24 protein-coding genes and 1 pseudogene are annotated in these 21,859 nt (G+C 59.6%); 10 read left to right on the top strand and 15 right to left on the bottom strand.

All coding sequences use genetic code 11. From position 1 onward, the window contains the following. Nucleotides 1–112: 112 nt before the first annotated feature. Entirely contained in the window at nt 113–976 is an 864-nt protein-coding gene (locus tag CORTU0001_RS01120) for a sulfurtransferase (protein WP_005326738.1), read from the bottom strand. Between the two features lie 247 nt (nt 977–1,223). Here CORTU0001_RS01120 and CORTU0001_RS01115 point away from each other — a divergent pair, with 247 nt between their 5' ends. Beyond that, nucleotides 1,224–2,285: a Cj0069 family protein gene (locus CORTU0001_RS01115; RefSeq protein ID WP_005326737.1), complete on the top strand. Its 1,062-nt coding sequence runs from the start codon at nt 1,224–1,226 to the stop codon at nt 2,283–2,285. An 87-nt stretch (nt 2,286–2,372) separates the two neighbouring features. Further along, nucleotides 2,373–3,266 carry a DUF4282 domain-containing protein gene (locus CORTU0001_RS01110; protein ID WP_005326736.1) on the top strand — a complete coding sequence of 298 codons (894 nt, stop codon included), beginning with the start codon at nt 2,373–2,375 and terminating at the stop codon, nt 3,264–3,266. 92 nt (nt 3,267–3,358) lie between these two features. Here the strand turns inward: CORTU0001_RS01110 and CORTU0001_RS11595 are convergent. From CORTU0001_RS11595 to CORTU0001_RS01075, 6 genes and pseudogenes are all read right to left on the bottom strand, one after another. After that, a pseudogene (locus CORTU0001_RS11595) lies at nt 3,359–4,655 on the bottom strand (IS3 family transposase). A gap of 166 nt (nt 4,656–4,821) precedes the next feature. Then, a complete protein-coding gene (locus CORTU0001_RS01095) occupies nt 4,822–5,562 on the bottom strand; it encodes a hypothetical protein (RefSeq protein ID WP_005326733.1) in 741 nt (246 codons plus the stop codon). Between the two features lie 15 nt (nt 5,563–5,577). Beyond that, the gene (locus CORTU0001_RS01090; protein ID WP_005326731.1) at nt 5,578–5,994 is read right to left on the bottom strand and encodes a DUF3151 domain-containing protein; all 417 of its coding nucleotides are present in this window, start codon (nt 5,992–5,994) and stop codon (nt 5,578–5,580) included. A gap of 31 nt (nt 5,995–6,025) precedes the next feature. Further along, a complete protein-coding gene (locus tag CORTU0001_RS01085; RefSeq protein WP_005326730.1) occupies nt 6,026–6,613 on the bottom strand; it encodes a Maf family protein in 588 nt (195 codons plus the stop codon). After that, nucleotides 6,613–6,822, bottom strand: coding sequence for an acyl-CoA carboxylase subunit epsilon (locus CORTU0001_RS01080; protein WP_005326728.1), 210 nt, complete (start codon nt 6,820–6,822; stop codon nt 6,613–6,615). The genes CORTU0001_RS01085 and CORTU0001_RS01080 overlap by 1 nt, the downstream gene beginning before the upstream one ends. An 8-nt stretch (nt 6,823–6,830) precedes the next feature. Further along, a complete protein-coding gene (locus tag CORTU0001_RS01075; RefSeq protein WP_084771589.1) occupies nt 6,831–8,291 on the bottom strand; it encodes an acyl-CoA carboxylase subunit beta in 1,461 nt (486 codons plus the stop codon). 349 nt (nt 8,292–8,640) lie between these two features. Between CORTU0001_RS01075 and CORTU0001_RS01070 the strand changes: the two genes are divergently transcribed. Genes CORTU0001_RS01070 through CORTU0001_RS01060 form a run of 3 tightly spaced genes read left to right on the top strand, consistent with a single transcriptional unit; the run spans nt 8,641 to nt 11,095 of the window. Next, complete coding sequence (locus CORTU0001_RS01070; RefSeq protein WP_005326723.1) at nt 8,641–9,909, top strand: hypothetical protein; 1,269 nt, start codon at nt 8,641–8,643, stop codon at nt 9,907–9,909. Nucleotides 9,910–9,941: 32 nt separating this feature from the next. After that, nucleotides 9,942–10,514, top strand: coding sequence for a hypothetical protein (locus CORTU0001_RS01065; RefSeq protein WP_005322542.1), 573 nt, complete (start codon nt 9,942–9,944; stop codon nt 10,512–10,514). A gap of 2 nt (nt 10,515–10,516) precedes the next feature. Continuing rightward, on the top strand, nt 10,517–11,095 hold the full coding sequence (locus CORTU0001_RS01060) for a hypothetical protein (RefSeq protein WP_005326721.1): 579 nt from the start codon (nt 10,517–10,519) through the stop codon (nt 11,093–11,095). A 112-nt stretch (nt 11,096–11,207) separates the two neighbouring features. Here the strand turns inward: CORTU0001_RS01060 and CORTU0001_RS01055 are convergent, their stop codons facing one another. The 6 genes from CORTU0001_RS01055 to CORTU0001_RS01030 form a co-directional block, all read right to left on the bottom strand. Next, nucleotides 11,208–12,698 (bottom strand): alpha-amylase family protein, encoded by a 1,491-nt coding sequence (locus CORTU0001_RS01055; protein WP_005326719.1) that lies wholly within the window; start codon nt 12,696–12,698, stop codon nt 11,208–11,210. After that, nucleotides 12,695–12,880, bottom strand: a complete 186-nt coding sequence (locus tag CORTU0001_RS01050; protein ID WP_005326716.1) for a hypothetical protein — start codon at nt 12,878–12,880, stop codon at nt 12,695–12,697. The genes CORTU0001_RS01055 and CORTU0001_RS01050 overlap by 4 nt, the downstream gene beginning before the upstream one ends. After that, complete coding sequence (locus CORTU0001_RS01045) at nt 12,880–13,701, bottom strand: carbohydrate ABC transporter permease (RefSeq protein WP_005326715.1); 822 nt, start codon at nt 13,699–13,701, stop codon at nt 12,880–12,882. Before CORTU0001_RS01045 ends, CORTU0001_RS01050 begins: the two co-directional genes overlap by 1 nt. Continuing rightward, complete coding sequence (locus tag CORTU0001_RS01040) at nt 13,701–14,705, bottom strand: carbohydrate ABC transporter permease (RefSeq protein ID WP_425265839.1); 1,005 nt, start codon at nt 14,703–14,705, stop codon at nt 13,701–13,703. Before CORTU0001_RS01040 ends, CORTU0001_RS01045 begins: the two co-directional genes overlap by 1 nt. A gap of 122 nt (nt 14,706–14,827) precedes the next feature. Continuing rightward, nucleotides 14,828–16,078: an ABC transporter substrate-binding protein gene (locus CORTU0001_RS01035; RefSeq protein ID WP_005326712.1), complete on the bottom strand. Its 1,251-nt coding sequence runs from the start codon at nt 16,076–16,078 to the stop codon at nt 14,828–14,830. A gap of 168 nt (nt 16,079–16,246) precedes the next feature. Then, complete coding sequence (locus CORTU0001_RS01030; RefSeq protein WP_034667844.1) at nt 16,247–17,239, bottom strand: ABC transporter ATP-binding protein; 993 nt, start codon at nt 17,237–17,239, stop codon at nt 16,247–16,249. Between the two features lie 44 nt (nt 17,240–17,283). Between CORTU0001_RS01030 and CORTU0001_RS01025 the strand changes: the two genes are divergently transcribed. Both CORTU0001_RS01025 and CORTU0001_RS01020 read left to right on the top strand, forming a co-directional pair. Next, entirely contained in the window at nt 17,284–18,153 is an 870-nt protein-coding gene (locus CORTU0001_RS01025; RefSeq protein WP_005326710.1) for a biotin--[acetyl-CoA-carboxylase] ligase, read from the top strand. 24 nt (nt 18,154–18,177) lie between these two features. Further along, nucleotides 18,178–18,618, top strand: a complete 441-nt coding sequence (locus CORTU0001_RS01020) for a hypothetical protein (RefSeq protein ID WP_005326709.1) — start codon at nt 18,178–18,180, stop codon at nt 18,616–18,618. Here CORTU0001_RS01020 and budA read toward each other — a convergent pair. Beyond that, nucleotides 18,596–19,327 (bottom strand): acetolactate decarboxylase, encoded by a 732-nt coding sequence (gene budA / locus CORTU0001_RS01015; RefSeq protein WP_005326708.1) that lies wholly within the window; start codon nt 19,325–19,327, stop codon nt 18,596–18,598. The genes CORTU0001_RS01020 and budA overlap by 23 nt on opposite strands. A gap of 79 nt (nt 19,328–19,406) precedes the next feature. Between budA and CORTU0001_RS01010 the strand changes: the two genes are divergently transcribed. From CORTU0001_RS01010 to CORTU0001_RS01000, 3 genes are all read left to right on the top strand, one after another. Beyond that, nucleotides 19,407–20,522 carry a 5-(carboxyamino)imidazole ribonucleotide synthase gene (locus CORTU0001_RS01010; protein WP_050776567.1) on the top strand — a complete coding sequence of 372 codons (1,116 nt, stop codon included), beginning with the start codon at nt 19,407–19,409 and terminating at the stop codon, nt 20,520–20,522. 24 nt (nt 20,523–20,546) lie between these two features. Next, a complete protein-coding gene (gene purE / locus CORTU0001_RS01005; protein WP_005326706.1) occupies nt 20,547–21,047 on the top strand; it encodes a 5-(carboxyamino)imidazole ribonucleotide mutase in 501 nt (166 codons plus the stop codon). A gap of 257 nt (nt 21,048–21,304) precedes the next feature. Beyond that, nucleotides 21,305–21,586, top strand: a complete 282-nt coding sequence (locus CORTU0001_RS01000) for a type IV toxin-antitoxin system AbiEi family antitoxin domain-containing protein (protein WP_034667842.1) — start codon at nt 21,305–21,307, stop codon at nt 21,584–21,586. On the opposite strand, the gene CORTU0001_RS00995 is transcribed toward CORTU0001_RS01000, so the two are convergent. Then, nucleotides 21,583–21,834: a type II toxin-antitoxin system Phd/YefM family antitoxin gene (locus CORTU0001_RS00995; protein WP_005326702.1), complete on the bottom strand. Its 252-nt coding sequence runs from the start codon at nt 21,832–21,834 to the stop codon at nt 21,583–21,585. The genes CORTU0001_RS01000 and CORTU0001_RS00995 overlap by 4 nt on opposite strands. Between the last annotated feature and the right edge of the window lie 25 nt (nt 21,835–21,859).

Raw genomic sequence — 21,859 nt, 5'->3', positions numbered from 1 at the left:
CTTGCACACAAAAACATGAGTTAATTTTCACGCACGCGAGTGGGGATGTTTTTGAACAAAAATAAACCCACATCCCTGCCGGATATGGGTTTATGTGGCGAAACCGAAAAAGTTAACGCTCAATCGGCATTTTCACCATATTGCCCCACTCAGACCACGAACCATCGTAGACCTGCGTCTTTGTGAATCCCAAAAGATGCGTCAACACAAACCAGGTGTGTGCGGCCTGTGCGCCCACGTGGGAGTAGAGAATCGTTGTAGATTCAGGCTCCAACATTCCGTAACTAACTTTGAGCTCCTCGGCCGAGCGGAAGCAGGAGTTGGGATAGTTGGAACGGTCCCACTCGAGGTTGATGGCGCCCGGGATATGGCCGTGGCGCATGGTAGTGCCGTAGGCGGAATCGCCATTGGGATCGTGCTCGGTGGCCTCGCCCGCAAACTCCTCTGGGGAGCGGGTATCTACGAGCGCTCCCTCGGACTCGCGCACCTGGTCTACGAAGGCACGTAGGACGGAATCATCGCGGCTTACCTCGGGGTATTCGGATACGGGGAAGTCCGGCACCATGAAGGAAGTATCGCGTTCCTCGGCCATCCAGGCATTGCGGCCGCCATCGAGCAGGCGAACATCCTTGTGGCCAAAGAGGGTAAATACCCACAGGGCGTAGGCGGCCCACCAATTGGACTTATCGCCATAAAGGACAATCGTATCGTCGGCATTAATGCCCTTGTCTCGCATCAAGGCAGTGAACTCTTTGCCATCGATGAAATCGCGAGTAAGTGGGCTCAGCAGTTCCGTGCGGAAGTTGATGCGGGTGGCGGTGGGGATATGGCCAATGTCATAGAGAAGCGAGTCTTCATCGACCTCAATGACGCGCAGGCCCTTGATGCCTAGGCGTGCGGACAGCCACGGTGCAGACACGAGGCGCTCGGGGTGTGCGTATTCCTGAAATGGAGGATAGGGATCAACGTCAGCCACTGTCCGCCTGCCTTTCCGATAAGGGTTAGTATTTCGCTCCCACCACTTTAACCCGAATTTTCCCGTGGTGATCACTCGGGGATCATTCCTGTGGTGTGCGATACAGGGCTCGGCCGGGAAATAGGGGCGCCGGCCGGCGGGGTTAGGCAGAGGGGGCAGTTGGCCGCGCGGGGGAGGAAAAGCTGGGATAAACTATGGATATGGTGCGACAACGTGCTATGAACACCACCTAAGAAGGGAATTGCTAGTGCACAAGGCAATCGTTGTATTTGAGGTAGAGGGCGGCTCCGATAAAGGCGCAGATGGTCACCGTAAGGACACCATGCCGATCGTCAACGCGATCAAGGAACAAGGCTGGGATGCGGAGGTCATCTACTTCCACCCAGACAAGGCAGAAGAGATCTACGCCCAGGTTTCTGAAAACTTTGATGCTTATATCTCTCGCGTGAACCCAGGCAATATCCCCGGTGGCGAAAAGGGCTATTTCGAATTGCTCACCAAGCTGGCAGATGCCGGCCTGGTAGGCATGTCCACTCCGGCGGACATGATGGCCTACGGCGCCAAGGATGCACTGGTCAAGCTCAATGACACCCCGCTGGTGCCGGACGATACTGCCGCGTACTACGAGGTAGAAGAGCTGCACAATACTTTCCCCACCTCGCTGTCTTATGGCGAGCGTGTACTCAAGCAAAACCGCGGTTCCACCGGTGAGGGCATCTGGCGCGTGCGCCTCGCGGACCAGGAGCTTGCCCAGTCCGTAGAACCGGGCACCGCGCTCCCGCTCGATACCGCCCTGAAGTGCACCGAAGCAGTAGACAATCAGACCCACGACTACAAGCTGGGCGCCTTCATGGACTTCTGTGACCAGTACATTGAGGGCGATAACGGCATGCTGGTGGACATGCGTTTTATGCCGCGCATTGTGGAAGGTGAAATCCGCATTCTCCTCGTGGGAGATGAGCCGGTATTCATCGTGCACAAGAAGCCAGCGGAAGGCGGCGACAACTTCTCTGCCACGCTCTTCTCCGGCGCAAAGTACACCTACGATAAGCCGGAATCTTGGCCGGAGTTGCTCGAGATGTTCGAGAAGGCTCGCCCCGTTATCGCAGAGAAGCTCGGCGATACCAAGGACGTTCCGCTGATTTGGACCGCGGACTTCATGCTTGACGATGCCCCGGATGGCACCGACACCTATGTCCTCGGCGAGATCAACTGTTCCTGTGTTGGCTTCACTTCTGAGCTAGACATGGGCATCCAAGAAAAGGTTGCCGCCGAGGCAATTCGTCGCGTTCAGGACGCGAACGCCTAGCGCACGCTGTATTCTGCCAAGTGGCCCCACGGGTGACCGTGGGGCATTTTCCTACCATCCCCTAAAGCATTTTCGAAGGACCAGATCATGGCTGATAATGATTTCAACTCCGACGGGTTTCCGAAGGATTTTTCTCCGCGCGATTTTTCTGAAACCCCGCGTCACCGCGCCGAGGACGCTGTGAAAAGCGCGGAAGGCACCGGCGCCTCCGAGGCGAATGAGACTAAGGAATTCGGCTCTACCGATGCCAAGGAGACGAAGTCTTTCGGCCACACCGATAAGCCTGGTGAGTCTGGAAATTCGAGTGACCTTTCCTCCCCGAAGCCGAGCGCGGAGGGCAACTCCTCTGACTTCTGGGCCTCCTCGAGGCCCTCCACCCCAAGCGAGGGCGCTGCCTCCCGTGCGCATAACCCATTTACGGATTCGGCATCGTCGGACGCTGCTGCGAACGGCAACCAATTCGGTTCCGCCCAGTCCGCTAGCGATCAGCCGGTTTTCGGCGGTTACACCCAGCAGCAGGGCACGAGCCAGGGATTCGGACAGTTCCCGCAAGCAGGCGATGCTCCTGCCGATTCCGGCCAGACTCTCGGTGATAAGAAGAGCCAGATGAGTGACACCCTCAAGGGCTTGGGCAAGAAGGACGGCCTCTTGGGCGGGCTCTTTGAGTTCGAGTTCAAGCACTTCCTGACACTTACCCACGTGAAGGAAATCTACAAGGTTTCCATGATCCTTGGTGGCATCATGTGGATACTTCACCTTCTCGGTGCCTTCTTTTTCGCCACCGGCATGGGCATTTATGGCATTCAGGAAGATTCCGCGTCCGCCATCTTCGGAAGCATCTTTGCCTTCATCTTCCTGGCGGTACTGAGCACTGTCATCTACTACGCAATCATGGTCGCCATCAGGCTATTCCTGGAAGCCATGGTGGCTAACGTGCGCATCGCCCAAAACTCCGGCGATATCCTGGACAAGATGGACTAGCGCTGTAATGAGCTGCTTGCGCAATTAAGCGAGCAACGACATGCGCCCCAGCGGGATTTGAACTGGCCCCCGAAAGTTGGACTGGTTTAATTCTAGGCGGTTAGGGCTTCAAGGGTCTGATTCCGATATTGCATCGGGGTCAGACCCTTGAGTCGTTGTTGGATGCGTTCGGTGTTGTACCACTGGATGTACTCGTCGATGGCCTGGTTGAACTCTGCGACGGTGTCGAAGACTTCTCCGTGGTACATCTCGGTTTTTAAGTGCCCGAAGAAATTCTCCATGACCGCGTTGTCGTAACAGTTGGCTTTACGCGACATTGACTGAACACCACCGTTGTCATGAATCAGGTTGCGCCAGGACGAATGCTGGTATTGGAAACCTTGATCGGTATGCATCATCCACCCAGGCTCAGGCGCACACGTTTTAATCGTCTTAGTTAAAGAATCGGCGGTAAACGCTGTCGACGGCGATGTAGCCACGGTGTGGGCAACGATTGAACGGTCGAACAGATCCATCACCGGTGACAGGTAGACCTTGCGGCCTGCGACCCTGAACTCGGTGACGTCGCTAACAAAGACGGTATTTGGCTTATCTGGAGTGAACTTGCGGTCAAGTGTGTTGTCGGCAATGTGGCTGATCGTCCCGTTATAAGAAACATATCGCCTGCGCTGGCGGATCTTGGCCCGAAGCCCCATCTCGCGCATGAGTTTGTAGACGAGCTTGTGATTGACCACCCACCCCTGGTTGCGCAGGTCAAGTAGCACTCGTCGGTAGCCGTAGCGATACTTGTTGCGCTCGAAGCTTCCCCGGATCGCGTCTTTGAGCGCAGCGTGCTTATCCGGATCGCTGAGTCGTTTCTGGTGATAGAAGAACGTCGACCGTGCCATGCCGGCCGCATCCAAAAGGTATTGCAGACGATGCCGTGACTTGAGGATGACAATCGCCTGGACCTTCAGGCGTGTCCCTGATTCCTCAAGTCCCGCAATTCTTTTAGATATGCGTTTTCCGCTTCCAACCGCGCGATCTGGCGACGCAGCTTCGCTTCCTCCGAAAGCGGCTTCGGCGTGCCCGAACCCTTGGGCCTGCCCTTCGGCTTCGGTTTTAGTGCCTCATCGCCACCTTTACGCCATTTCCTCGACCATCCGCCGACCAAGTGCTCTGATGACAGGCCAAACTCGCGCGCAAGATCCATCGCTGTCTCACCAGAAAGGTGGCGTTGGACAACTTCCTTCTTGATTTCGAACGAATACTGCTGCTTAGTCGGTTTTTCCACAAGACATAGTCTGCCATGCAGCTTAAACCGACGACAGAGCATACGGGCGGCGTATTGGGAGACACCAACAGCAGTAGCAGCGGCACGATAGCCCACGCCTTGCTCAAATAGTTCAACCAACTGCTCCCGCTGATGCTCACTCACCAAACTTCGAGCTCTCAATGAAAACTACTCCCCACTAATCGGAAACTGATTCCTCAGTCCAACTAATGGGGAGCAGTTCAGATTCCGCTGGGGCGCATTGTATTGCCGGCATAGGCGAATTAAGTGGCGGCCGCAAAGTTAGTCGTAGGTGCCAAGCTGGTAGCTGGGAAGGTCAACCCACATCTTGTTGAATTCCGCGACTTCACCGGATACCGGTTCGAGGGAATCGCCCTGTGCCCGCAGGCGCACGGTGTGGTGGGTGGTAATACCCTCTGCGGTGGTGCGGCTGCGCTCTCCCCACGTGAAATCGACCTCGTTGTCTGAGACCGGGGTGATGCTCTCTACCTTGTGGAAGATGGACATGTCCTTGGCCGGAGCGCCATTGACGTAGAAAGCTATGCCATCAGCAATAGAGGCGCCGGTGCCCGCCGGACCGTGCAAGTCACCCATTGAGCCGCGGAAGGTGATCCAGCTAATCGTGGCGCACGGGTCATAGGAGTTCTCAATATCGGCGATCCAGTAATTGAAATCGCTGCCGTCATCGGCGGGCATGCGCCCGGGGGCCGTGCCAGAGGCGTAGACCTTGCGCGGGTCGTTGGGCAGCTCCGCGCACTCGGTGTCCTCGCCCTTATCCTGCTGCTGCGTGGTTTCCTCCTCGCCCCCGTCGGTGGACTCAGATGGGGAGGGTGCTGCTGCGGAATCCGCATTCTCCCCGCTGGAGGACTCGTCCTCGGCAGGTGCTTGGCTGGAAAAGACCGGCTCTGGCGAGGAAGAAGAATCCTCCTGAGGGCCGCAGGCGCTCAGCGCGAGCGGCACGGCAGCGGTGAGTAATGCGACGGCGGAGAAGCGGCGTAGGCAGCGCGGTGTCACGGCAGGCATGCGGGAACTCCAGGATTAGTCGAGGAGGGTGGCGACGGAGTCCGGGTCGGCGTCGGAAAGCATCTGGCGAATGCGGTCGTATTCGTCGTCCTCGCCGATGGCCTTGGCGGCGTGGCCGAGCGCGGCGATGGCGCGCAGGACACCCTGGTTCGGTTCATGGGAGAAGGGGACAGGGCCCCAACCCTTCCAACCATTGCCACGCAGGCGGTCGAGGCTGCGGTGGTAGCCCGTGCGCGCGTAGGCGTAGGCGGTGATGAAAGCGGCCGGCTCGGAGCCTTCCTGCTCCTTGAGCTCCTGCTCCGCTAGGAGCGCCCATAGCAGCGGGGAATCGGGGTGGGCAACAATGCCGGCGGCGAGATCCGAGGTGGACTCTGCGCCGGGATCGGCCGGCAGCTCAATGGGTTTCGGGGCAAGCATGTCTTTCATTTCCATGCCACCCCACTGTAGCGACGCCGGCGCGCGGCTACCAGAAATCGGAGACGTTCAGATCAAAGGCATAGAGCGCGCGGCGCACCACCGGCAGCGATAGCCCGATAACGGAGGAGGGATCGCCCTCGATGCGGTCAATGAACCAGCCGCCCATGGCTTCCAAGGTGAAGGCGCCGGCGCAGTGGAGAGGCTCGCCGGAGTGGGCATATGCTGCGATATCGGCCTCGCTGGCCTGAGCAAAGTGCACCGTGGTGGTGGACGTTTCCACATGGCGCTTATCGCCAAAGATGAGGCAGTGGCCGGTAAGCAGCTCGGCCGTGCGGCCGGCTTGCTGGTGCCAGCGCTCGATGGTGGCTTCCTCGGTAAGGGGCTTGCCTTGTAGCTCGCCGTCGAGCAGCAGCATGGAATCGCCGCCGATGACAGGCTCGGTGGGGTAGCGTTCGGCCACCTTTTCGGCCTTGGCGGTGGCGAGGGCCGCCACGATATCGGCCGGCGGGTGGCCTGCGAGCGAGGCTTCGAGGGAGCGCTCGTCAATATCGGCCGGCTCCAATACGGGCTCCACGCCCGCGCCGCGCAGGATAGACGCGCGTGAGGGCGATTGGGAGGCAAGGATAAGTCGCATTAGAAGTACCGCACGGTATGGAAGGCGGAGGGGTTGTAGACGCGCTGCGTGCCAAAGCGCTCGAAGCGCTCGGCCGGGTTGCCCCATTCATTGCGTTCTCCGGTAGCGCCCGAGTGCTTGGCGCTCATCTGCGCCAATACCGTGCGCAGGGCCGCGAGCTCATCCTCGGTGGGATTGCCCTTGACTACCTTGATTTCCGGCGTAGACATTTCCCCTCCTAAACGGTTCCGTGCTTCTTCGGTACCTGGGCCACGGCCTTGCGCTCGAGCAGACGCAGGCCTTCTACCAGGTAGTGGCGGGTTGCAGTTGGCTCGATAACATTATCGGCCAGCCCGCGCTCTGCTGCGGCATACGGGTGCAAGAAGAGCTCGTCCATCTCCTCTTCCTTGTCCTCCGAGCCATAAATGGCCAGGGAAGCTTGGGAGGCCTGGGTGACGGCAATTTCCGCGGTGGGCCATGCGTAGACCAAGTCTGCACCGAGGTCCTTGGCGCCCATAAATACGTAGGCCGGGCCAATGGCCTTGCGGGTGATCACAGTGAGCTTGCCGACGCTCGCTTCAGCCTGCGCATAGGCAAACTTCGACGCCCTGCGCAGCAGTCCGGCCTTTTCCTCTTCCGGGGTAGGCACAAAGCCCGGGGAGTCCACGAATTCCACAATGGGGGTATTGAAGGCATCGCAGGTACGCACGAAGCGTGCGGCCTTTTCTGCGGCGGCGGAATCTAGGGCGCCGGCCAGTGCCAGCGGCTGGTTGGCAACGATGCCGACGGCGCGGCCATCGATGTAGGCAAAGCCGGTAAGGATGTTTTGTGCTGCCTCGGCAGAAAGCTCGAAGAAGGAGCCTTCATCGACGACAGCCTTGATGACATCGCTCATGTCATAGGCCTGCGCGGCGGTATCTGGGATGATGCTATTGAGATCAAAGTCTGCGACGCTACCGGCTTCCACTCGCGGCGCCTCGGCGCGGTTATTGGCGGGGAAGTAGGCCAGAACGTCGCGCACCAGGGACAAAGCCTGCTTGTCGTCGCTGGCCACCAGGTGAGCGGTGCCAGACTCTGCGTGGGCTGCGGCACCGCCGAAGGTTTCCGGCTCCGCGCCGGCCACGTGGCTGGCGGCCTGGTGGAGGGCGGTGCCTTGGGTGACTATGAGGACATCAGCAAACGTCGGCGCGAACGCCGCAATGCCGCTGGTATTGCCCGCGACAACGGAAATCTGCGGGATAAGGCCCGAAGCCTGGGAGACACGCGCCATGAGGCGGGCGTATCCGGCCATGGTGACGATGCCTTCTTGTACACGCGGGCCGGTGGATTCATAGATGCCGATGATGGGCACGCCGGTCTTGATGGCGAGGTCATATATCTTGGTGAGCTTTTCGGCATAAACCTCACCCATCGTGCCATCGAAGATTTCGCCGTCCTGGCTAAAGACGCACACGCGGCGGCCGTCGATAGTGCCGTAGCCGGTGACCACGCCATCGGTATAAGGGCGGTCATGCTCGCGACCGAAGTCGGTAGAGCGGTGGCGGGCTAGCGCGTCCGTTTCCACGAAGGAGCCCTCATCGAGCAGCTGCGTCACGCGGGTGCGGGCGGCCGGCTCGCCTTCTCCCAGCGGCGCGCGGGACTCGGCGAGCTTGGCGTCCAGGTCCTCGATCTTGCCGGCGGTGGTTTTCAGGTCAGTCATAGGCCCCCACATTACTAGCGCACCCCGGTCAATGCGGAATGGAACGCTGCGGGGACGCGGTGCGGAAAATGATTGGGTGGCAAATGCCACCACAGTGTGGGCGGTGCATAAAACCTGGGAATTCCTTGGGTGGCACTAGGCCAAAGGGCCCTAATCTGGGGGTGGTTCCCACTGTAAACATTTAACGGTGCTGGGCAGGTGAGTGCCCATTATTGCACCTCAAGGTGGATAAAAGCATTAGAAAGATTTTCATTCAACTATTGATGTGTGCCCCGTAAGCCCTTATGATTGCCTGAGTCTTCATGAATGTTTCCCCTGATTTTAACGATCTATTAAGGACGGTCTTCTGGTGATTAAAAAGGGACTGCGTTTGCTCGCACCGCTCGCCGTAGCGGCTCTCTTCACGCCAGTGGCACACGCGGGAGATGTTCCCCCGATGCCGCAGGCATATCCCATTTCCAACCTCTACAAGAGCTGCAGTGCCGCCGGCGATAATGCAGAGCGCGAATGGCGCTTTGCAGAAACCGGCCGCCGCTACATGAGCGACGGCACCCTGCAGTTTAAAAACACCACCAACCAAGAAGTGCCCTACACCGCCGAGGTAGAAACTGGTACCAATCACGAGATTGAAGCCAATTCCAAGGCCAAGCTGCCTTCCGGTTGGGACACCACCGCTAAGTCCGATATCGGTCTGAAGATGACCAACGGCTGGCGCGATAAAGAAACCTTCGGCCCAGTGAAGCTGAAGCCGGGTGAGTCCTTCCGCGTCGAGTACGGCGTGATTGAAAAGGACTTCATCTCCATGTTCGTAGGCTGCAACGATGACCGCTTGGAAAATATCCCAGGCTCTAACGTCATCCGCGGTAAGGGCCCGGCCGAGCGCTACGCCTTTGCCTACATCATCAAGGCGGACGGCTCCGTGTCTGATCTGGCCATGGAAATTCCATCCCGTTCCCCGGGTGCAAACTCCAAGCCCATCGAGGGCAACTACACCTCCGTATCCGGCCCGAGCCTAGAGAAGATCGCCGATCCGAAGAAGGATGAGATCATGCAGCCTTCTGCGGATCTGCAGCGCGATCCCTCCTGGCCTAAGGAAGGCGATAAGTGTGAAGCCGGCGATAGCTCCTGGTACCCGCTGGACATCACCGCTGTAAAGCCGACCTACCGCAAGGCTGGTTACTCCACGGACTTCCTCAACTGGTCCAAGGGTGACTACGAGTTTGCACCGGTAACTGACTTCGTCGTTGGCGCCGAGCACGCCCCATACACCAACTGGCAGGGCAACCGCGGCGATATTCCGAAGGGCTGGCTGGAGTCCGTCGGTGCCGTAAAGCGCGCCTACATGCCGGTCGGCACCGAGCTCAAGCACGTCGACCTCAAGCCAGGCGAGCGCGTGCGTGTGGAGTATGGCACCACCATGACCCGCATTAACTACCGCGAGATTCACTGCGGCAAGAGCGGAGACTACGACCTCACCTCTAACTACAAGCAGACCTCCGCCCCGAGCGGCTTCTGGGCAGAGGCCAAGATCACCGATAAGGCCGGCAATACCCGCACCGAGGACGTCACTCCGGACGACTTCCGTGACCTGCCGGTTTCCACCCAAACCATCTACTAAACCCCACCACACCTACACAAGGAGAAAGTTCCATGTTCAAGTCCAAGATTGCTTCTACCACCGCGGCTCTTGCCGTTGCTTCCGGCCTCATCTTCGCTCCGGCCGCTAACGCCCTGCCGCAGCGCGACCTCGGCCCGGCCAACCCGACCACCATCGGTGAGCGTTGCTCCAACCCGGGTGATACCGGCCAGACCGTTGACATCAAGCGCACCTACTTCGATGGCTCCGCCGGTTCCTGGACCGTGTCCAACTACAACGATGAGCCGCTGCCCGTTACCCGTTCTATCAAGGAAACCAAAACCAAGACCTGGAATGTTTCCGCCGGCGTTGACTTCAAGCTGATGGACCTCATCAACTTCACCTTCTCCTCCAGCTACACCGATAGCCAGTCCTACGAGGTAGGCGAGCAGGTTGGTCCGTACAACATTGCTCCGGGCAAGACCGCCGTCCTGCGCGCCGGCTGGGTTGTCTCTGACTTCGAAGGCCAGAAGACCGTGTGCGGCTCCGACCACAAGTGGCAGGCCAACGGCGGCACCTTCACCGCCACCCTGCCGAAGGAGCGCCACATCGAGGTCTCCACCCGCGATAACAACGATTGGGGCTAAACGTGAGCAAGACGTCCATCGCTAGCGCCCTCGCGGCGCTGAGCCTGGTGGCCGCTCCTGTTGCCCACGCCGCTGATTTCGGTGGGGACTTTGAGCTGCCCCAGCGCTGGAACGACGACTACAAGCCAGGCACGCATTGCTCGACGCCAGGTGAAAACGGCACCTACGTCACCGCAAAGCGCCGCTGGTTCAAGCAGACCGACGCTACTAGCGTGGCAAACCGCAACGCCGAGGAAGTACCGGTCAAGCACACTGTTACCCAGGCTCGCACGCAGACCATCGAGGTCTCCGGATCCGTTGAGGGCACCGGCGAGCTGGCCAAGGTGCTGACCAAGACCTATGGCTTCAACTACGTCAGCGAGCAGCACTGGAAGCTAAACCAGGTGGTTGGCCCGTACACCTTGCCTGCGAACTCGCAGGGCAAGCTGGTATGGGGCTTTACCATGCTCGACACTGACGGTCAGGACGTGCGCTGCAACTCCGACCAGCAGTGGGAAGCCCAGGGCAAGCCGTATTCGGCTTCTGTGCCAGAAGCGCGCTACTCCGAGCTGCGCCTCGAAGACGCGCCTGAGTGGAACTAGGCCACCACAACTATTAAGCGCCCTGTCGGCCCATAAGGACCGACAGGGCGCTTTTCTCTGTGGGTTGCGCAGTGCGCCAGTAGGAGAGGAGGCTGCAGCTGCGCGCTCAGGCTTAGGCTGGCAGCCAGGCGTAGCCGTACGGCCCGAGCTCTACTGGGCCCAGGTCGATGGAGCGATCGCTGAAGTTGTGCAGGCACAGCAGATCGCCGCGTTGATAGCCAAGGACGGCTTCCTCGCCCGTCTCGACCGGCTCGCACGGAGCGGTGCCGAGATCCGGATGGGCATGGCGCTCGGCAATCATGGAGCGAACGGTGTTGAGCAACGAGGTGGCGTCATCAAGCTGGGCGGCCACGGAGGTACCTCCCACAACCGGAAGGCGGGAAGGTGCTTTGGTGCTGAAACCAGAGTGCTCGGAATCGTCCCACTGCATTGGGGTGCGCACCGCATAGCGGTCTGGGAGCGTGGTGTCATCGAGCATGCCAATCTCATCGCCGTAGTAGATAAACGGTGCGCCCGGCAGGGTCATCAGCAGCGAGAACATGAGCTCCACCTTGCGGCGATCACCGTTCATCAGCGGCATCAGCCGGCGGGCAATGCCCACATGGGCGCGCATTTCATCATCGGGGAGGAAAGCCTCATACATTAGCTCGCGCACGTCATCGTCCACCATCTCCAGGGTGAGCTCATCGTGGTTGCGCAGGAAGGTACCCCATTGGCAGCCATCCGGCAGGGCGGGTAGTTCGTCGAGGATGGAGTAGACCGGGGTGGCGTCGGCAAGCGCCAATGCTTGGTACAACCGCGGCATAACCGGGAAGTTGAAGACCATGTGGAAGCGCTCGCCCTTGCCATAGAACTGCATGGTCTCGGCCGGAGGCTGGTTGGCCTCCGCGATGAGCACCGCGTCCGGGTAGTGGGTGTCCATGAAGGAGCGAATCTTCTCCACAAACTCGATGGTCTCCGGCAGGGACTCGCCACCCAGACCATCGCGTTCAAAGAGGTAAGCAATAGCATCAAGGCGCAGGCCGTCCAACCCCTTGTCCATCCAGAAGGACAAGATCTTGAACACTTCCTCCTGCACGGCCGGGTTATCGTAGTTCAAATCCGGCTGGTGGGAGTAGAAGCGGTGGAAGTAGTACTGGCCGCGCTGGTCATCCCATGTCCAATTGGAGGTTTCCACGTCGGTGAAAATGACACGGATTTCGGGGTAGCGCTCTGGGTCATCGCCCCAAACATAGAAATCGCCATAGGGGCCGGTGGGAGCCGTGCGGGAGGCCTGGAACCACGGGTGGTCGGAGCTGGTGTGATTGAGCGCCAGATCCGTCATAATGCGCATGCCGCGGCGGTGCAGCTGCGCAATGAGCTCTTCAAAGTCCTCCATCGTGCCGTAATCCGGATGGATGGAGTAGTAGTCCGCGATATCGTAGCCATCATCGCGCAAGGGGCTGGCATAAAACGGCGAGAGCCACAGGCAGTCCACGCCGAGCCACTGCAGGTAATCCAGCTTATCGATGACCCCGCGCAGCGTGCCTACCTCCTTATCCCCATCGGCCTTGAAGGAGCCGACGAGGGCCTGGTAGAAGACGGCATTGTGGTACCAGCTCATGAAAGGTCCTTTCTTTTCGCCCGCCAGGTCAGGTAGGTAAGGAGGCACAAGACGCCGGCGAGGAGGCCGGGCCATAAGGCGGGGGAGTCGTGGAAGAGATTGAGTACAGCTTGGATAACCGCGAGGAGGCTAAAGAAACCGAGGAAACCTAAGGCGGTATCCCACAGCATGGCCCGGCGCATTAGGCCTTGACACCACCTGCGGTGAGACCGGCGACGATGCGGTGCTGGAAGATGAGCACCATGATGACCAATGGGATGGTCACCAATGCGCCGGCGGCCATGGTTGCAGCATACGGGTACTCGAAAGCGGACGGGCCGGAAAAGCGTGCAATGGCTACGGTCACCGGCTCGGTATCGGTGGTGGACAGCTGCTTGGCCAGCATGAACTCATTCCACGTGGTGATAAAGGCGATGATCGCGGTGGTAAATAGCGCCGGTGCTGCCAGAGGCAGGAGGATGAGGCGGAAAGCCTGGGAGCGCGAGGCACCATCCACCCGGGCTGCTTCTTCTAGTTCCCAAGGCAGCTGGCGGAAGAAGCTCAGCAGCGTATAAACCGTCAGCGGAAGCGCGAAGGAAATATTGGGGATGATCATCGCGCGGTAAGTACCAATCCATTCCAGGTTGCCAAAGAGCTGGAAGAGCGGGGTGACCAAGGCAATGGCCGGGAACATCGAGGCGGCCAGGATAATGCCGGTCACGATTCCTTTGCCCGGGAAGTCATATCGGGAGAGTGCATAGGCGGTAAAGACGCCGATGAGCACGGCCACAGCGGTGGTAACCAGGGAGATAAGCAGCGAGTTACCGAGCGCGGCTAGGAAGTCATTTCCCTTATCGGTAGCCAGGGCATCGCGGAAATTATCCAGCGTGACGTGGGTGGGCCACGGGGTGGTGTCGAAGGTGAACCGCTGATCCCGCAGCGCCGTCACCAGCATCCAGTAGAAGGGCGCTAGGCCCCAGAACATGATGAAAATGATGCCGGCGTAGTGTCCGAATTTACGCATTATTTAGCTGCCTTCCTGCCGGAGACATCCGCGCCAAGGAAGCGGATGAGGATAAAGGCGACGACGAAGATGAGAAGGAAAATCAGGGTGGAGAGCGCAGAGGCGGAGTTGAAGTTACCCTGGCGCATATCCTCTACCACTAGCTGGGAGATGGTCGCAGTGGGGGAGTTGGAGGAGCTGGAAATCATGATGACCGGTAGGTCATACATGCGCAGCGCATCCAGGGTGCGGAAGAGCACGGCCACCATGAGCGCCGGGCGCACCAGCGGGAGGGTGATACGGAAGAAGGTCTGGATACGGTTGGCGCCGTCCACGCGAGCGGCATCGTAAACGTCCTTGGGAATCATCTGCAGGCCGGCCAGGATGAGCAGCGCCATGAATGGTGCTGTCTTCCATACGTCCGCGATGATGACAGCCAGGCGAGCGTAGAACGGGTCCGTGGTCCAAGCAATGTTCGCACCAAGCAGCGAGTTAACGATGCCATCTGGGGCGAACATGAACTGCCACAGCTTGGCTGTGACGGCCGTAGGAATAGCCCAGGGGATAAGCACCGCCGCGCGCACCAGCCCGCGGCCGCGGTACTCACCATTCATAATGAGCGCCATCAGCATGCCCAGGATGGTTTCCAGCAGCACGGTAACGATGGTGAAAAAGAGCGTAATCTTTACCGCCGGCCAAAAGTCCGTGGCGATAACGCCCGGCGGGCAGGTAGAAATCTGACCAGTGCCGGAAACACACCGGTTATTAATCCAGTACAGATAATTTTCCAGCCCGGCGAAGCCGCCCTCCTCAAAAAGCCCCGTTTGCGGGTTGAGCTGCCTATTGCCTTGGAAGGACAGGACAATGGCGCGGATGATGGGGTAGCCGATGATGACGGCGAGCACGATGAGCGCCGGAGCAATCAGCCCGGTCACGCGCCCATAATTCTTGCGCTGGGGCTTCGGCGCGCTTGCCGACGCCCCCTTCGGCGCCCCCTTGGACGCAGTCGGCGAAGCTATAGCCACGCTGGACCGCCTTTCTGTTCAAGAAATGCTAAGTATTGGCTAGATTCTATCCCCATTAGGGGAGTGAAAACCACAAAGGGTGAGGCGGCGGGGTGTCCGCCTACCTCACCCGGATTGGGCGTTTAGCCCTGGGAAGCCGATTCGATGGCCGCTTTCATATCGGCGGTAGCATCATCCACCGACTTGCCATCCGTCAATGCAGCGTAGGCATTGTCTTGGATGGCCTTGGAAATGGCCGAGTAGAACGGGGAAACCGGGCGCGGTACCGCGTTCTCCAGAGATTCCTTCAGCGCCGGCAGGTACGGGAATTCCTGCTGCAGCTGCGGGTCATCGTAGATGGAAGCCAAGACCGGCGGGAAGGACTGCTCCGCGAAGGACTTCTGGTTGTCCTCGTTGATGATGAACTTCATGAAGTCGAGCGCGGTGCCCTTATTCTTGGAATTGATATTGATGCCGTTGTTATAGCCGCCCAGTGTGGACACGCCTACGCCGTCCTTGCCCAGCGGGGCCTGGACCTCGACGTCAACGCCGGCATCCACCGCGTTGGAGTACATATATGGCCAGTTCATGGCGAAGGCGGTCTTGCCCTCAGTAAAGGCCATATTGGTTTCTTCCTCGGTAGCGGCGGTGGAGTCCTTGGAAATGGTCTCCTCCTTGTAGGCATCCACCATGGCCTGCAGGCCGTCCTTGGCCTCCTTGGAATCCACGGTCACGTTGCCGTCCTTATCCAAGACGGAGCCGCCCCAGCCTTCCATAAAGTCAGCGGTGTTGAGTGCCAAGCCCTCGTACTGCTTGAACTGGGTGGTCAGGCAGTCCTTGCCCTTGTCCAGTGCCTTGCACGCGGACTTAAGATCTGCAAACTTCTCTGGTGCCTTATCTGCGAGCTCGGTATTGCGGAAAAGTAGCTGTCCGTTGGTGTTTTGTGGCAGTGCGTAGAGCACGTCGTTATAGGTGGCGGACTCCACGGTGGCCGGCAAAAGCTCATCCGTATTGGTTTCAAAGTCACCATTGAGCGGCTGGAGCCACTGGTTGGCGGCGAACTCCGCGGTCCACACCACGTCGAGGGCCATGACATCGTAGTCATCGCTGCCCGCCTGCAAGGACTGCACCAGGGTTTCGCGCTGGGCGTCGGCCTCACCGGCCAGCTCCTTGAGGGTGACCTTCTCGTCTGGGTGCTGCTCGTTCCATTTCTCGATGATGGGGGTCACCTTGTCCGTGTCATTTTTGCCCATGGCAAAAGTGATGGGGCCGCGCGCATCCGCACCGCCCTCAGAGGAACCGCCCGCCGCGGAATCGGAGGAGGAAGAAGAGCAGCCGGCCAGTGCCAAAACTGCGGTTGTCGCAACGGTGGTGCGAAGCAGGAATTTCTTCATGGAATTCACCTTTCGGAAAACTTTCGGTTCTTTAAACCTAAAATACGGAAACCAAAAGGTGGATAATTTTGGCCTATTTAACTCTAAACGGGGGTAGAAAAGGGGCTATAGGTGACGGGGACGCGTACCTGCGTCCCAGCCTTCTTCGCCGCTTAGCCGCCGCTAGAACTAGTCCTGCGCGATGCGGCGGCCCGTTTCCGGATCGAAGCGGTGCGCCTCGCGCGGGTTGAAGGTCAGCACTACCTCCTCGCCGCGCTGCGGTGGGGTGCCTTCGGCGCGAGCAACAAAGCGGTTTTCGCCCACGGTGACGTAGACAAAAGACTCAGCACCGAGTTCTTCCACGATGTCTACGACGCCCTGGAAGCCCACTGGGCCCTTATTGATGAACATCTTTTCCGGGCGCACGCCCACGCGGGAACCGTTGTAATCAAAGATATTCATCGCCGGCGAGCCGATGAAACCGGCAACGAATTCGTTCGCGGGGGCGTCGTAAAGCTCGCGCGGCGGGGCTACCTGCTGCAGCTCGCCGTCCTTGAGGACCGCCACGCGGTCGCCCATGGTCATAGCTTCCACCTGGTCGTGGGTGACATACACGGTCGTCGTGCCCAAGCGCTGCTGCAAGCTGGCCAGCTCCGCACGGGTCTGCACGCGCAACTTGGCATCCAGGTTGGACAGCGGCTCATCCATGAGGAAGGCCTTCGGCTCGCGGACAATGGCCCGGCCCATGGCCACGCGCTGGCGCTGACCGCCGGATAGATCCTTGGGCTTGCGTTTGAGATACTCGGTCAGGCCGAGCGTTTCCGCCGCCTCGTGCACCTTGGCCTTGATCTCGGCCTTGGGGAGCTTCGCCAGCTTCAGGGCAAAGCCCATGTTTTCCTCCACCGTCAGGTGCGGGTAGAGGGCATAGTTCTGGAAGACCATGGCGATATCGCGATCGCCTGGCTCCAGGTTGGTCACGTCCTTGCCATCGATGGTGATGCGGCCGCTGGAGGTAGGTTCCAGGCCCGCCAGTGCGCGTAGCGTTGTGGACTTGCCGCAGCCCGATGGGCCAACGAGGACTAGGAATTCGCCGTCTGCGATATCGAGGTCCAATTCTTTTACCGTGGGCGCGCTCGCGCCGGGGTAGGTGATGTTGACCTTTTCAAAAGTGACCTTTGCCATGCGCAACACACTAGCACCATTGGCGGCCGGTATCCTTGAAGCTTATGACTGCACTTGATTTGGAACGCATTCGCACCGCGCTGGCGGACAATTTCACCACCATCGATTTCGTGGAAAAGACCGGCTCCACCAATACCGATTTGATGCAGGCCACCAACGTTGCGGATGGCACCGTGCTGCTTGCCGACGAACAACTTTCCGGCAAGGGCCGCCTCGGCCGCACTTGGACCGCGCCGGCCGGCTCCCAGGTCATCTTCTCCGTGCTCTTGCTGCCGGAATCCCTCGAGCACCTGGGCACCCTGCCGCTGGCCGCGGGCCTTGCAGTGACCGATTCGATCGAGGGCACCGTGCTGAAGTGGCCAAACGACGTGCATATCGACGGCAATAAACTGTGCGGCATCCTTGCCGAGGCCGGTCCCGTGGGCCAGGCCTTCAAGGCCGCGCCAAAGACCGAGCTCACCAAGGTGGAGGTAGGCAAGGCCGAAGTTAACAAGGCCGAAGTAAATAAGGCTGAAGTCAATAAAACAGAGGTTAATAAGGCAGTAGGTGGCGCCGCACCATCCGCGCGCGTCGTCGTGGGCATGGGCATCAACGTCACCCTGACTCGTGAGGAGCTACCGATTGAAAAGGCCACCTCGCTCGCGCTCGAGGGTCGCGATACGGACCGCACCGAGCTGGCCATTACCGTGTTGAAGAACCTGCGCCGTCGCATCGTGCAGTGGGAGAACCAAGATCCGCAGCTCTTGCGTGACTACCGTGCGGTCTGCTCCTCGCTGGGCCAGGAGGTACGCTTAGAGACCCCGTCCGGCGATGTCACCGGCCACGTCGATGAAATTGGCGAGGACGGCCGCATCATGGTCGCCGGCGAGTACTATTCCGCAGGTGATGTCACGCACCTGCGTCCACGGAAGTAGACACGCGAGGTAGCATCCATAGCTATGGGACTAATGAAGATGGGCCAAGGTGAGGTCAAGCGCGCGGATGTCTCCGCGCCGTTTCGCGCGCTGATTTTCCCCTTCCTCGAGCTCATCCTTATCACCGGCCTGCTGTGGATCGCCATCGGTTGGTGCGATGTCCAAGCAGTAGACCCGATGCTGCGCAACGGACTCGTCGCGGTATGGGCCCTGCTAGGAATCTGGCGCTTTGTCATTCCCCTTTATAAGGCTCGCCGCAAGCGCTTCATCGTGACTAATAGGCGCGTCATCGCGCGCGAGGGCCGAAATATTGATTCGATTCCGTTGCAGGATATCCGCGGCGCCCGCAAGCGCCGGGGTGGGGTGTCCCTAGCCATTCACGGCTGGGACCGGGCCATGTATTTTCCCAACGTGGCCAAGCCCAAGCGCGTGGCCGAGATTATTAATGATCGCCCTTGGTTTTAACCTCGGTGGTGTGCAGCTGGCTATCCAGATCCTCGGGGGAGAGGTTGGCTCGGCTGAATTCTTGCGTCAGCGGCAGGCGCAGCTCTAGATCGGAAGCGGGGCAGAGCTCAACCGTTGCCTTATCCACTACGTAGTCCAGCACGTGGCCACCGGAGGTGCGGGCGGCGTCGATAAAGTGCACGTGGCAGCCCGGTACCGAGATTCCCTTTTCATAGACAGGGGTGCGGAAGACGCCGATAACGCCCTCGACGTCCTTAAAGTGCAGCTCCTTATCGCCGCCCACGGCCTCAGACATTGGTGGGTAGGGCTTTTCTTGTTTGACCACCGTGCGGGTGGTCACCTCCTTGAACGTGCCCACGATGCGCACCGCGTACATGTAGTTAGCGGAAGGCTCGAGCTTATCGATGAACGCAGAGAGCTGATCGCGGCGCAGGCCCGCGGGGGCGTCGGCAGTAATGCGCGGGACAAAGTTCGTGGCCACCGCGTAGGGGGTGCGCTGGTCCAGGTCTGCAATCTGCGCGGAGCCATCGCCGCGCAGCTGGTAGCAGGTGCCATCCAAAATGATCATCTCTCCGTCGAGGCCATCAAAGGTGCCGAGGCCAAAATTGCCCTTACCAAGCAGTTCCGAAATGGTCATTTCGCCGTCATAAATGCCGTCGAGCAAAGCGGTCATGAGGGAATTTTGGAAGATGGTATGACGAGTGAACATAGTATCCAGGCTAGTATTGGGGGACGTGAGTGACTTAAAGCCTATTGTAACTGTTTGTGGCGACGGCCAGCTGGCTCGCATGATGCAGCCGGCCGCCGCGGAACTCGATATTCACCTGCGGATTCTGGCCAGCAAGCCGGACTCCTCCGCAGCGCAGGTCACCCCGGACGTGGTGCTGGGGGATTACACCTCCTTGGAGGAGCTGCGCGGTGTGGCAGAGGGCGCGGATGCCATTACCTTCGAGCATGAGCATGTGCCCAACGAGCACTCCGCCGCGCTTATCGACGCCGGATTTAACGTCCAGCCCCAGCCCACCGCCCTTATCTATGCGCAAGATAAGCTCAAGATGCGCGAAAAGCTCGCCGCGCTGGGCGCTCCCGTGCCGCGCTTTGCCGCCATCGACTCGGTGGCCGATGCCCGCGCCTTTTTCGACGCCGTCGATGGCCGCGTGTGCCTCAAGGCCCGCCGCGGTGGTTATGACGGCAAGGGCGTATGGTTCCCCACCGCTGAGAATTGCTTTGAGCTGGTCTCCGAGCTGCTCGAGGCCGGAACCCCGCTGATGGCAGAGGAAAAGGTGGAACTTACCCGCGAGCTTTCCATCTTGGTCGCCCGCCGTCCTTCCGGCGAGGCCAAGGTGTGGCCGATTACCCAGTCCCGCCAGGAAAACGGCATCTGCGCCGAGGCCATTGCTCCCGCCCCTGGCCTTACACCGGAACTTTCCCAGCGCGCCTCCGAGCTGGGCCTGTCCATCGCTGAATCCCTCGGCGTGACCGGCGTGCTGGCCGTCGAACTCTTTGCCTTCGACGGCCCCGAAGGCGAGGATATCTCCGTCAACGAACTGGCCATGCGCCCGCATAACACCGGCCACTGGACCCAGGATGGCTGCGTGACCTCCCAATTTGAGCAGCACCTGCGCGCCGTGCTCGACCTCCCCTTGGGCGCAGTCGACGCGCTCGCCCCCGTCACCGTGATGGCCAATGTTTTGGGCGCTGACGAAGATCCCGCCATGCCTATGCCGGAGCGCGTCCGCGAGGTCATGCAGCGCTACCCGCAGGCCAAGATTCACCTTTACGGCAAGGACCACCGCCCAGGCCGCAAGATTGGCCACGTCAACGTCACCGGTGAAGATACCGACGAGACCCTGACCATCGCCCGCCAGGCCGCGCACTTCCTCGTGCACGCCGAATGGGCTTAAATTCCTTCCTGTAGAAAGGACACTATGCAACCGCACGTAGGCATCATCATGGGCTCCGATTCCGATTGGCCCACCGTTGAACCCGCCGCTCAGGTCCTCGCGGACTTTGGCATCCCCTTCGAGGTCGGCGTGGTCAGCGCCCACCGCACCCCGGAAAAGATGCTGGCCTATGCCAAGGAAGCCCATACCCGCGGGTTGAAGGCGATTATCGCTTGCGCCGGCGGTGCCGCGCACCTTCCCGGCATGGTCGCCGCGGCCACGCCGCTGCCGGTCATCGGTATCCCCCGCGCACTAAAGGATCTCGATGGCCTCGACTCCCTCCTGTCCATCGTGCAGATGCCCAGCGGCGTGCCGGTAGCCACCGTCTCCATCGGCGGTGCGAAGAACGCCGGCCTGCTCGCCGCCCGCATCCTCGGCGCTGACGACCCCGCCATCCAAGACAAGATGGTGGACTACCAAAAGCAGATGGCCGAGGAAGTCGAGCAGAAGGATAAGAACCTGCGCGACAAGCTGCTGGGAGAGTAGCTCTCCGGTCGAAGACCGAACAAAGCAAGCACGTTTTAGCCAAAACCACGTAGTTTTTCGGCAAAACGTGCTTGTTTTGTCTCCTAATCTCTAGCGAAGTTCTCATCGCCCCTTGCCAACATGCAAAACAAGCACGATCGGGCAAAATTCGCGGAGGAAAAGGGCAAAACGTGCTTGCTGTGCATCGTTGTAGCCTGCGGCGTGAGGAAGCGTGCTTTAAGCTTTCGGGCAGGGGAATAATGCTCAAAGGGGGAAGCATGGAAGAAGTACTGGTTTCAGGCCTAAGCAGGGGAGAGCTTAAAACTCATGTAGCGAATGGAAAGATAATCCGAATCGGCCGCGGGATCTATACGTGGCGGGAACCGACTCCCATGGAAGTAGCTCGCATCCTGCACAAGCGGTGGCCTGGGATCATGCTTGCAGGAAGCTCTGCGGTGCAGCTGTACTCCAAGAAGGAGATGACCTTTCCTCTGAAATTTGCCTACAAGCATGTCGTGAGTGGTTCGCAGTGGTTTGAAGCCGAGCCAATTTACGGCTAGCGCCCTTCAATTTCTTCCGTGACCTGCTCAAAAGAGAAGCGTTCGCCGGTATCGACGGCGCGGGCTTGGCGGAGGGCTTCAGCATCTGCGGCGGCTTCGAGGCGGTCAAGGAATGCTAGTTCTTGAGGCGAAATGATAACTGCGGCTTCCTTACCGTTGCGGGTGACAACGGTGCGGGTGCCTGCGTAGTGGGCTTGGTCAATGACCTGGCCTAAGCGGGTGCGGAGTTCGGAAAGGGGCAAAGACAATGAAAGCTCCTAAAACATCAAAGTA

The sequence above is a fragment of the Corynebacterium tuberculostearicum SK141 genome, from assembly GCF_000175635.1.
GTDB classification, from domain to species: domain Bacteria; phylum Actinomycetota; class Actinomycetes; order Mycobacteriales; family Mycobacteriaceae; genus Corynebacterium; species Corynebacterium tuberculostearicum_C.
Note: the sequence above shows the minus strand (reverse complement) of the source record. Positions and strands in the feature narration are given on the sequence as shown.

What these genes read in the sequence shown, in the direction of transcription:
- CORTU0001_RS01020 (WP_005326709.1), top strand. Translation starts at nt 18,178, where the DNA reads ATGGGACTAATGAAGATGGGCCAAGGTGAGGTCAAGCGCGCGGATGTC.
- budA (WP_005326708.1), bottom strand. Translation starts at nt 19,327, where the DNA reads ATGTTCACTCGTCATACCATCTTCCAAAATTCCCTCATGACCGCTTTG.
- CORTU0001_RS01010 (WP_050776567.1), top strand. Translation starts at nt 19,407, where the DNA reads ATGATGCAGCCGGCCGCCGCGGAACTCGATATTCACCTGCGGATTCTG.
- CORTU0001_RS01065 (WP_005322542.1), top strand. Translation starts at nt 9,942, where the DNA reads ATGTTCAAGTCCAAGATTGCTTCTACCACCGCGGCTCTTGCCGTTGCT.
- CORTU0001_RS01110 (WP_005326736.1), top strand. Translation starts at nt 2,373, where the DNA reads ATGGCTGATAATGATTTCAACTCCGACGGGTTTCCGAAGGATTTTTCT.
- CORTU0001_RS01095 (WP_005326733.1), bottom strand. Translation starts at nt 5,562, where the DNA reads ATGCCTGCCGTGACACCGCGCTGCCTACGCCGCTTCTCCGCCGTCGCA.
- CORTU0001_RS01085 (WP_005326730.1), bottom strand. Translation starts at nt 6,613, where the DNA reads ATGCGACTTATCCTTGCCTCCCAATCGCCCTCACGCGCGTCTATCCTG.
- CORTU0001_RS01045 (WP_005326715.1), bottom strand. Translation starts at nt 13,701, where the DNA reads ATGCGTAAATTCGGACACTACGCCGGCATCATTTTCATCATGTTCTGG.
- CORTU0001_RS01030 (WP_034667844.1), bottom strand. Translation starts at nt 17,239, where the DNA reads ATGGCAAAGGTCACTTTTGAAAAGGTCAACATCACCTACCCCGGCGCG.
- CORTU0001_RS01000 (WP_034667842.1), top strand. Translation starts at nt 21,305, where the DNA reads ATGGAAGAAGTACTGGTTTCAGGCCTAAGCAGGGGAGAGCTTAAAACT.
- purE (WP_005326706.1), top strand. Translation starts at nt 20,547, where the DNA reads ATGCAACCGCACGTAGGCATCATCATGGGCTCCGATTCCGATTGGCCC.
- CORTU0001_RS01090 (WP_005326731.1), bottom strand. Translation starts at nt 5,994, where the DNA reads ATGGAAATGAAAGACATGCTTGCCCCGAAACCCATTGAGCTGCCGGCC.
- CORTU0001_RS01055 (WP_005326719.1), bottom strand. Translation starts at nt 12,698, where the DNA reads ATGAGCTGGTACCACAATGCCGTCTTCTACCAGGCCCTCGTCGGCTCC.
- CORTU0001_RS01075 (WP_084771589.1), bottom strand. Translation starts at nt 8,291, where the DNA reads ATGACTGACCTGAAAACCACCGCCGGCAAGATCGAGGACCTGGACGCC.
- CORTU0001_RS01080 (WP_005326728.1), bottom strand. Translation starts at nt 6,822, where the DNA reads ATGTCTACGCCGGAAATCAAGGTAGTCAAGGGCAATCCCACCGAGGAT.
- CORTU0001_RS01050 (WP_005326716.1), bottom strand. Translation starts at nt 12,880, where the DNA reads ATGCGCCGGGCCATGCTGTGGGATACCGCCTTAGGTTTCCTCGGTTTC.
- CORTU0001_RS01035 (WP_005326712.1), bottom strand. Translation starts at nt 16,078, where the DNA reads ATGAAGAAATTCCTGCTTCGCACCACCGTTGCGACAACCGCAGTTTTG.
- CORTU0001_RS01025 (WP_005326710.1), top strand. Translation starts at nt 17,284, where the DNA reads ATGACTGCACTTGATTTGGAACGCATTCGCACCGCGCTGGCGGACAAT.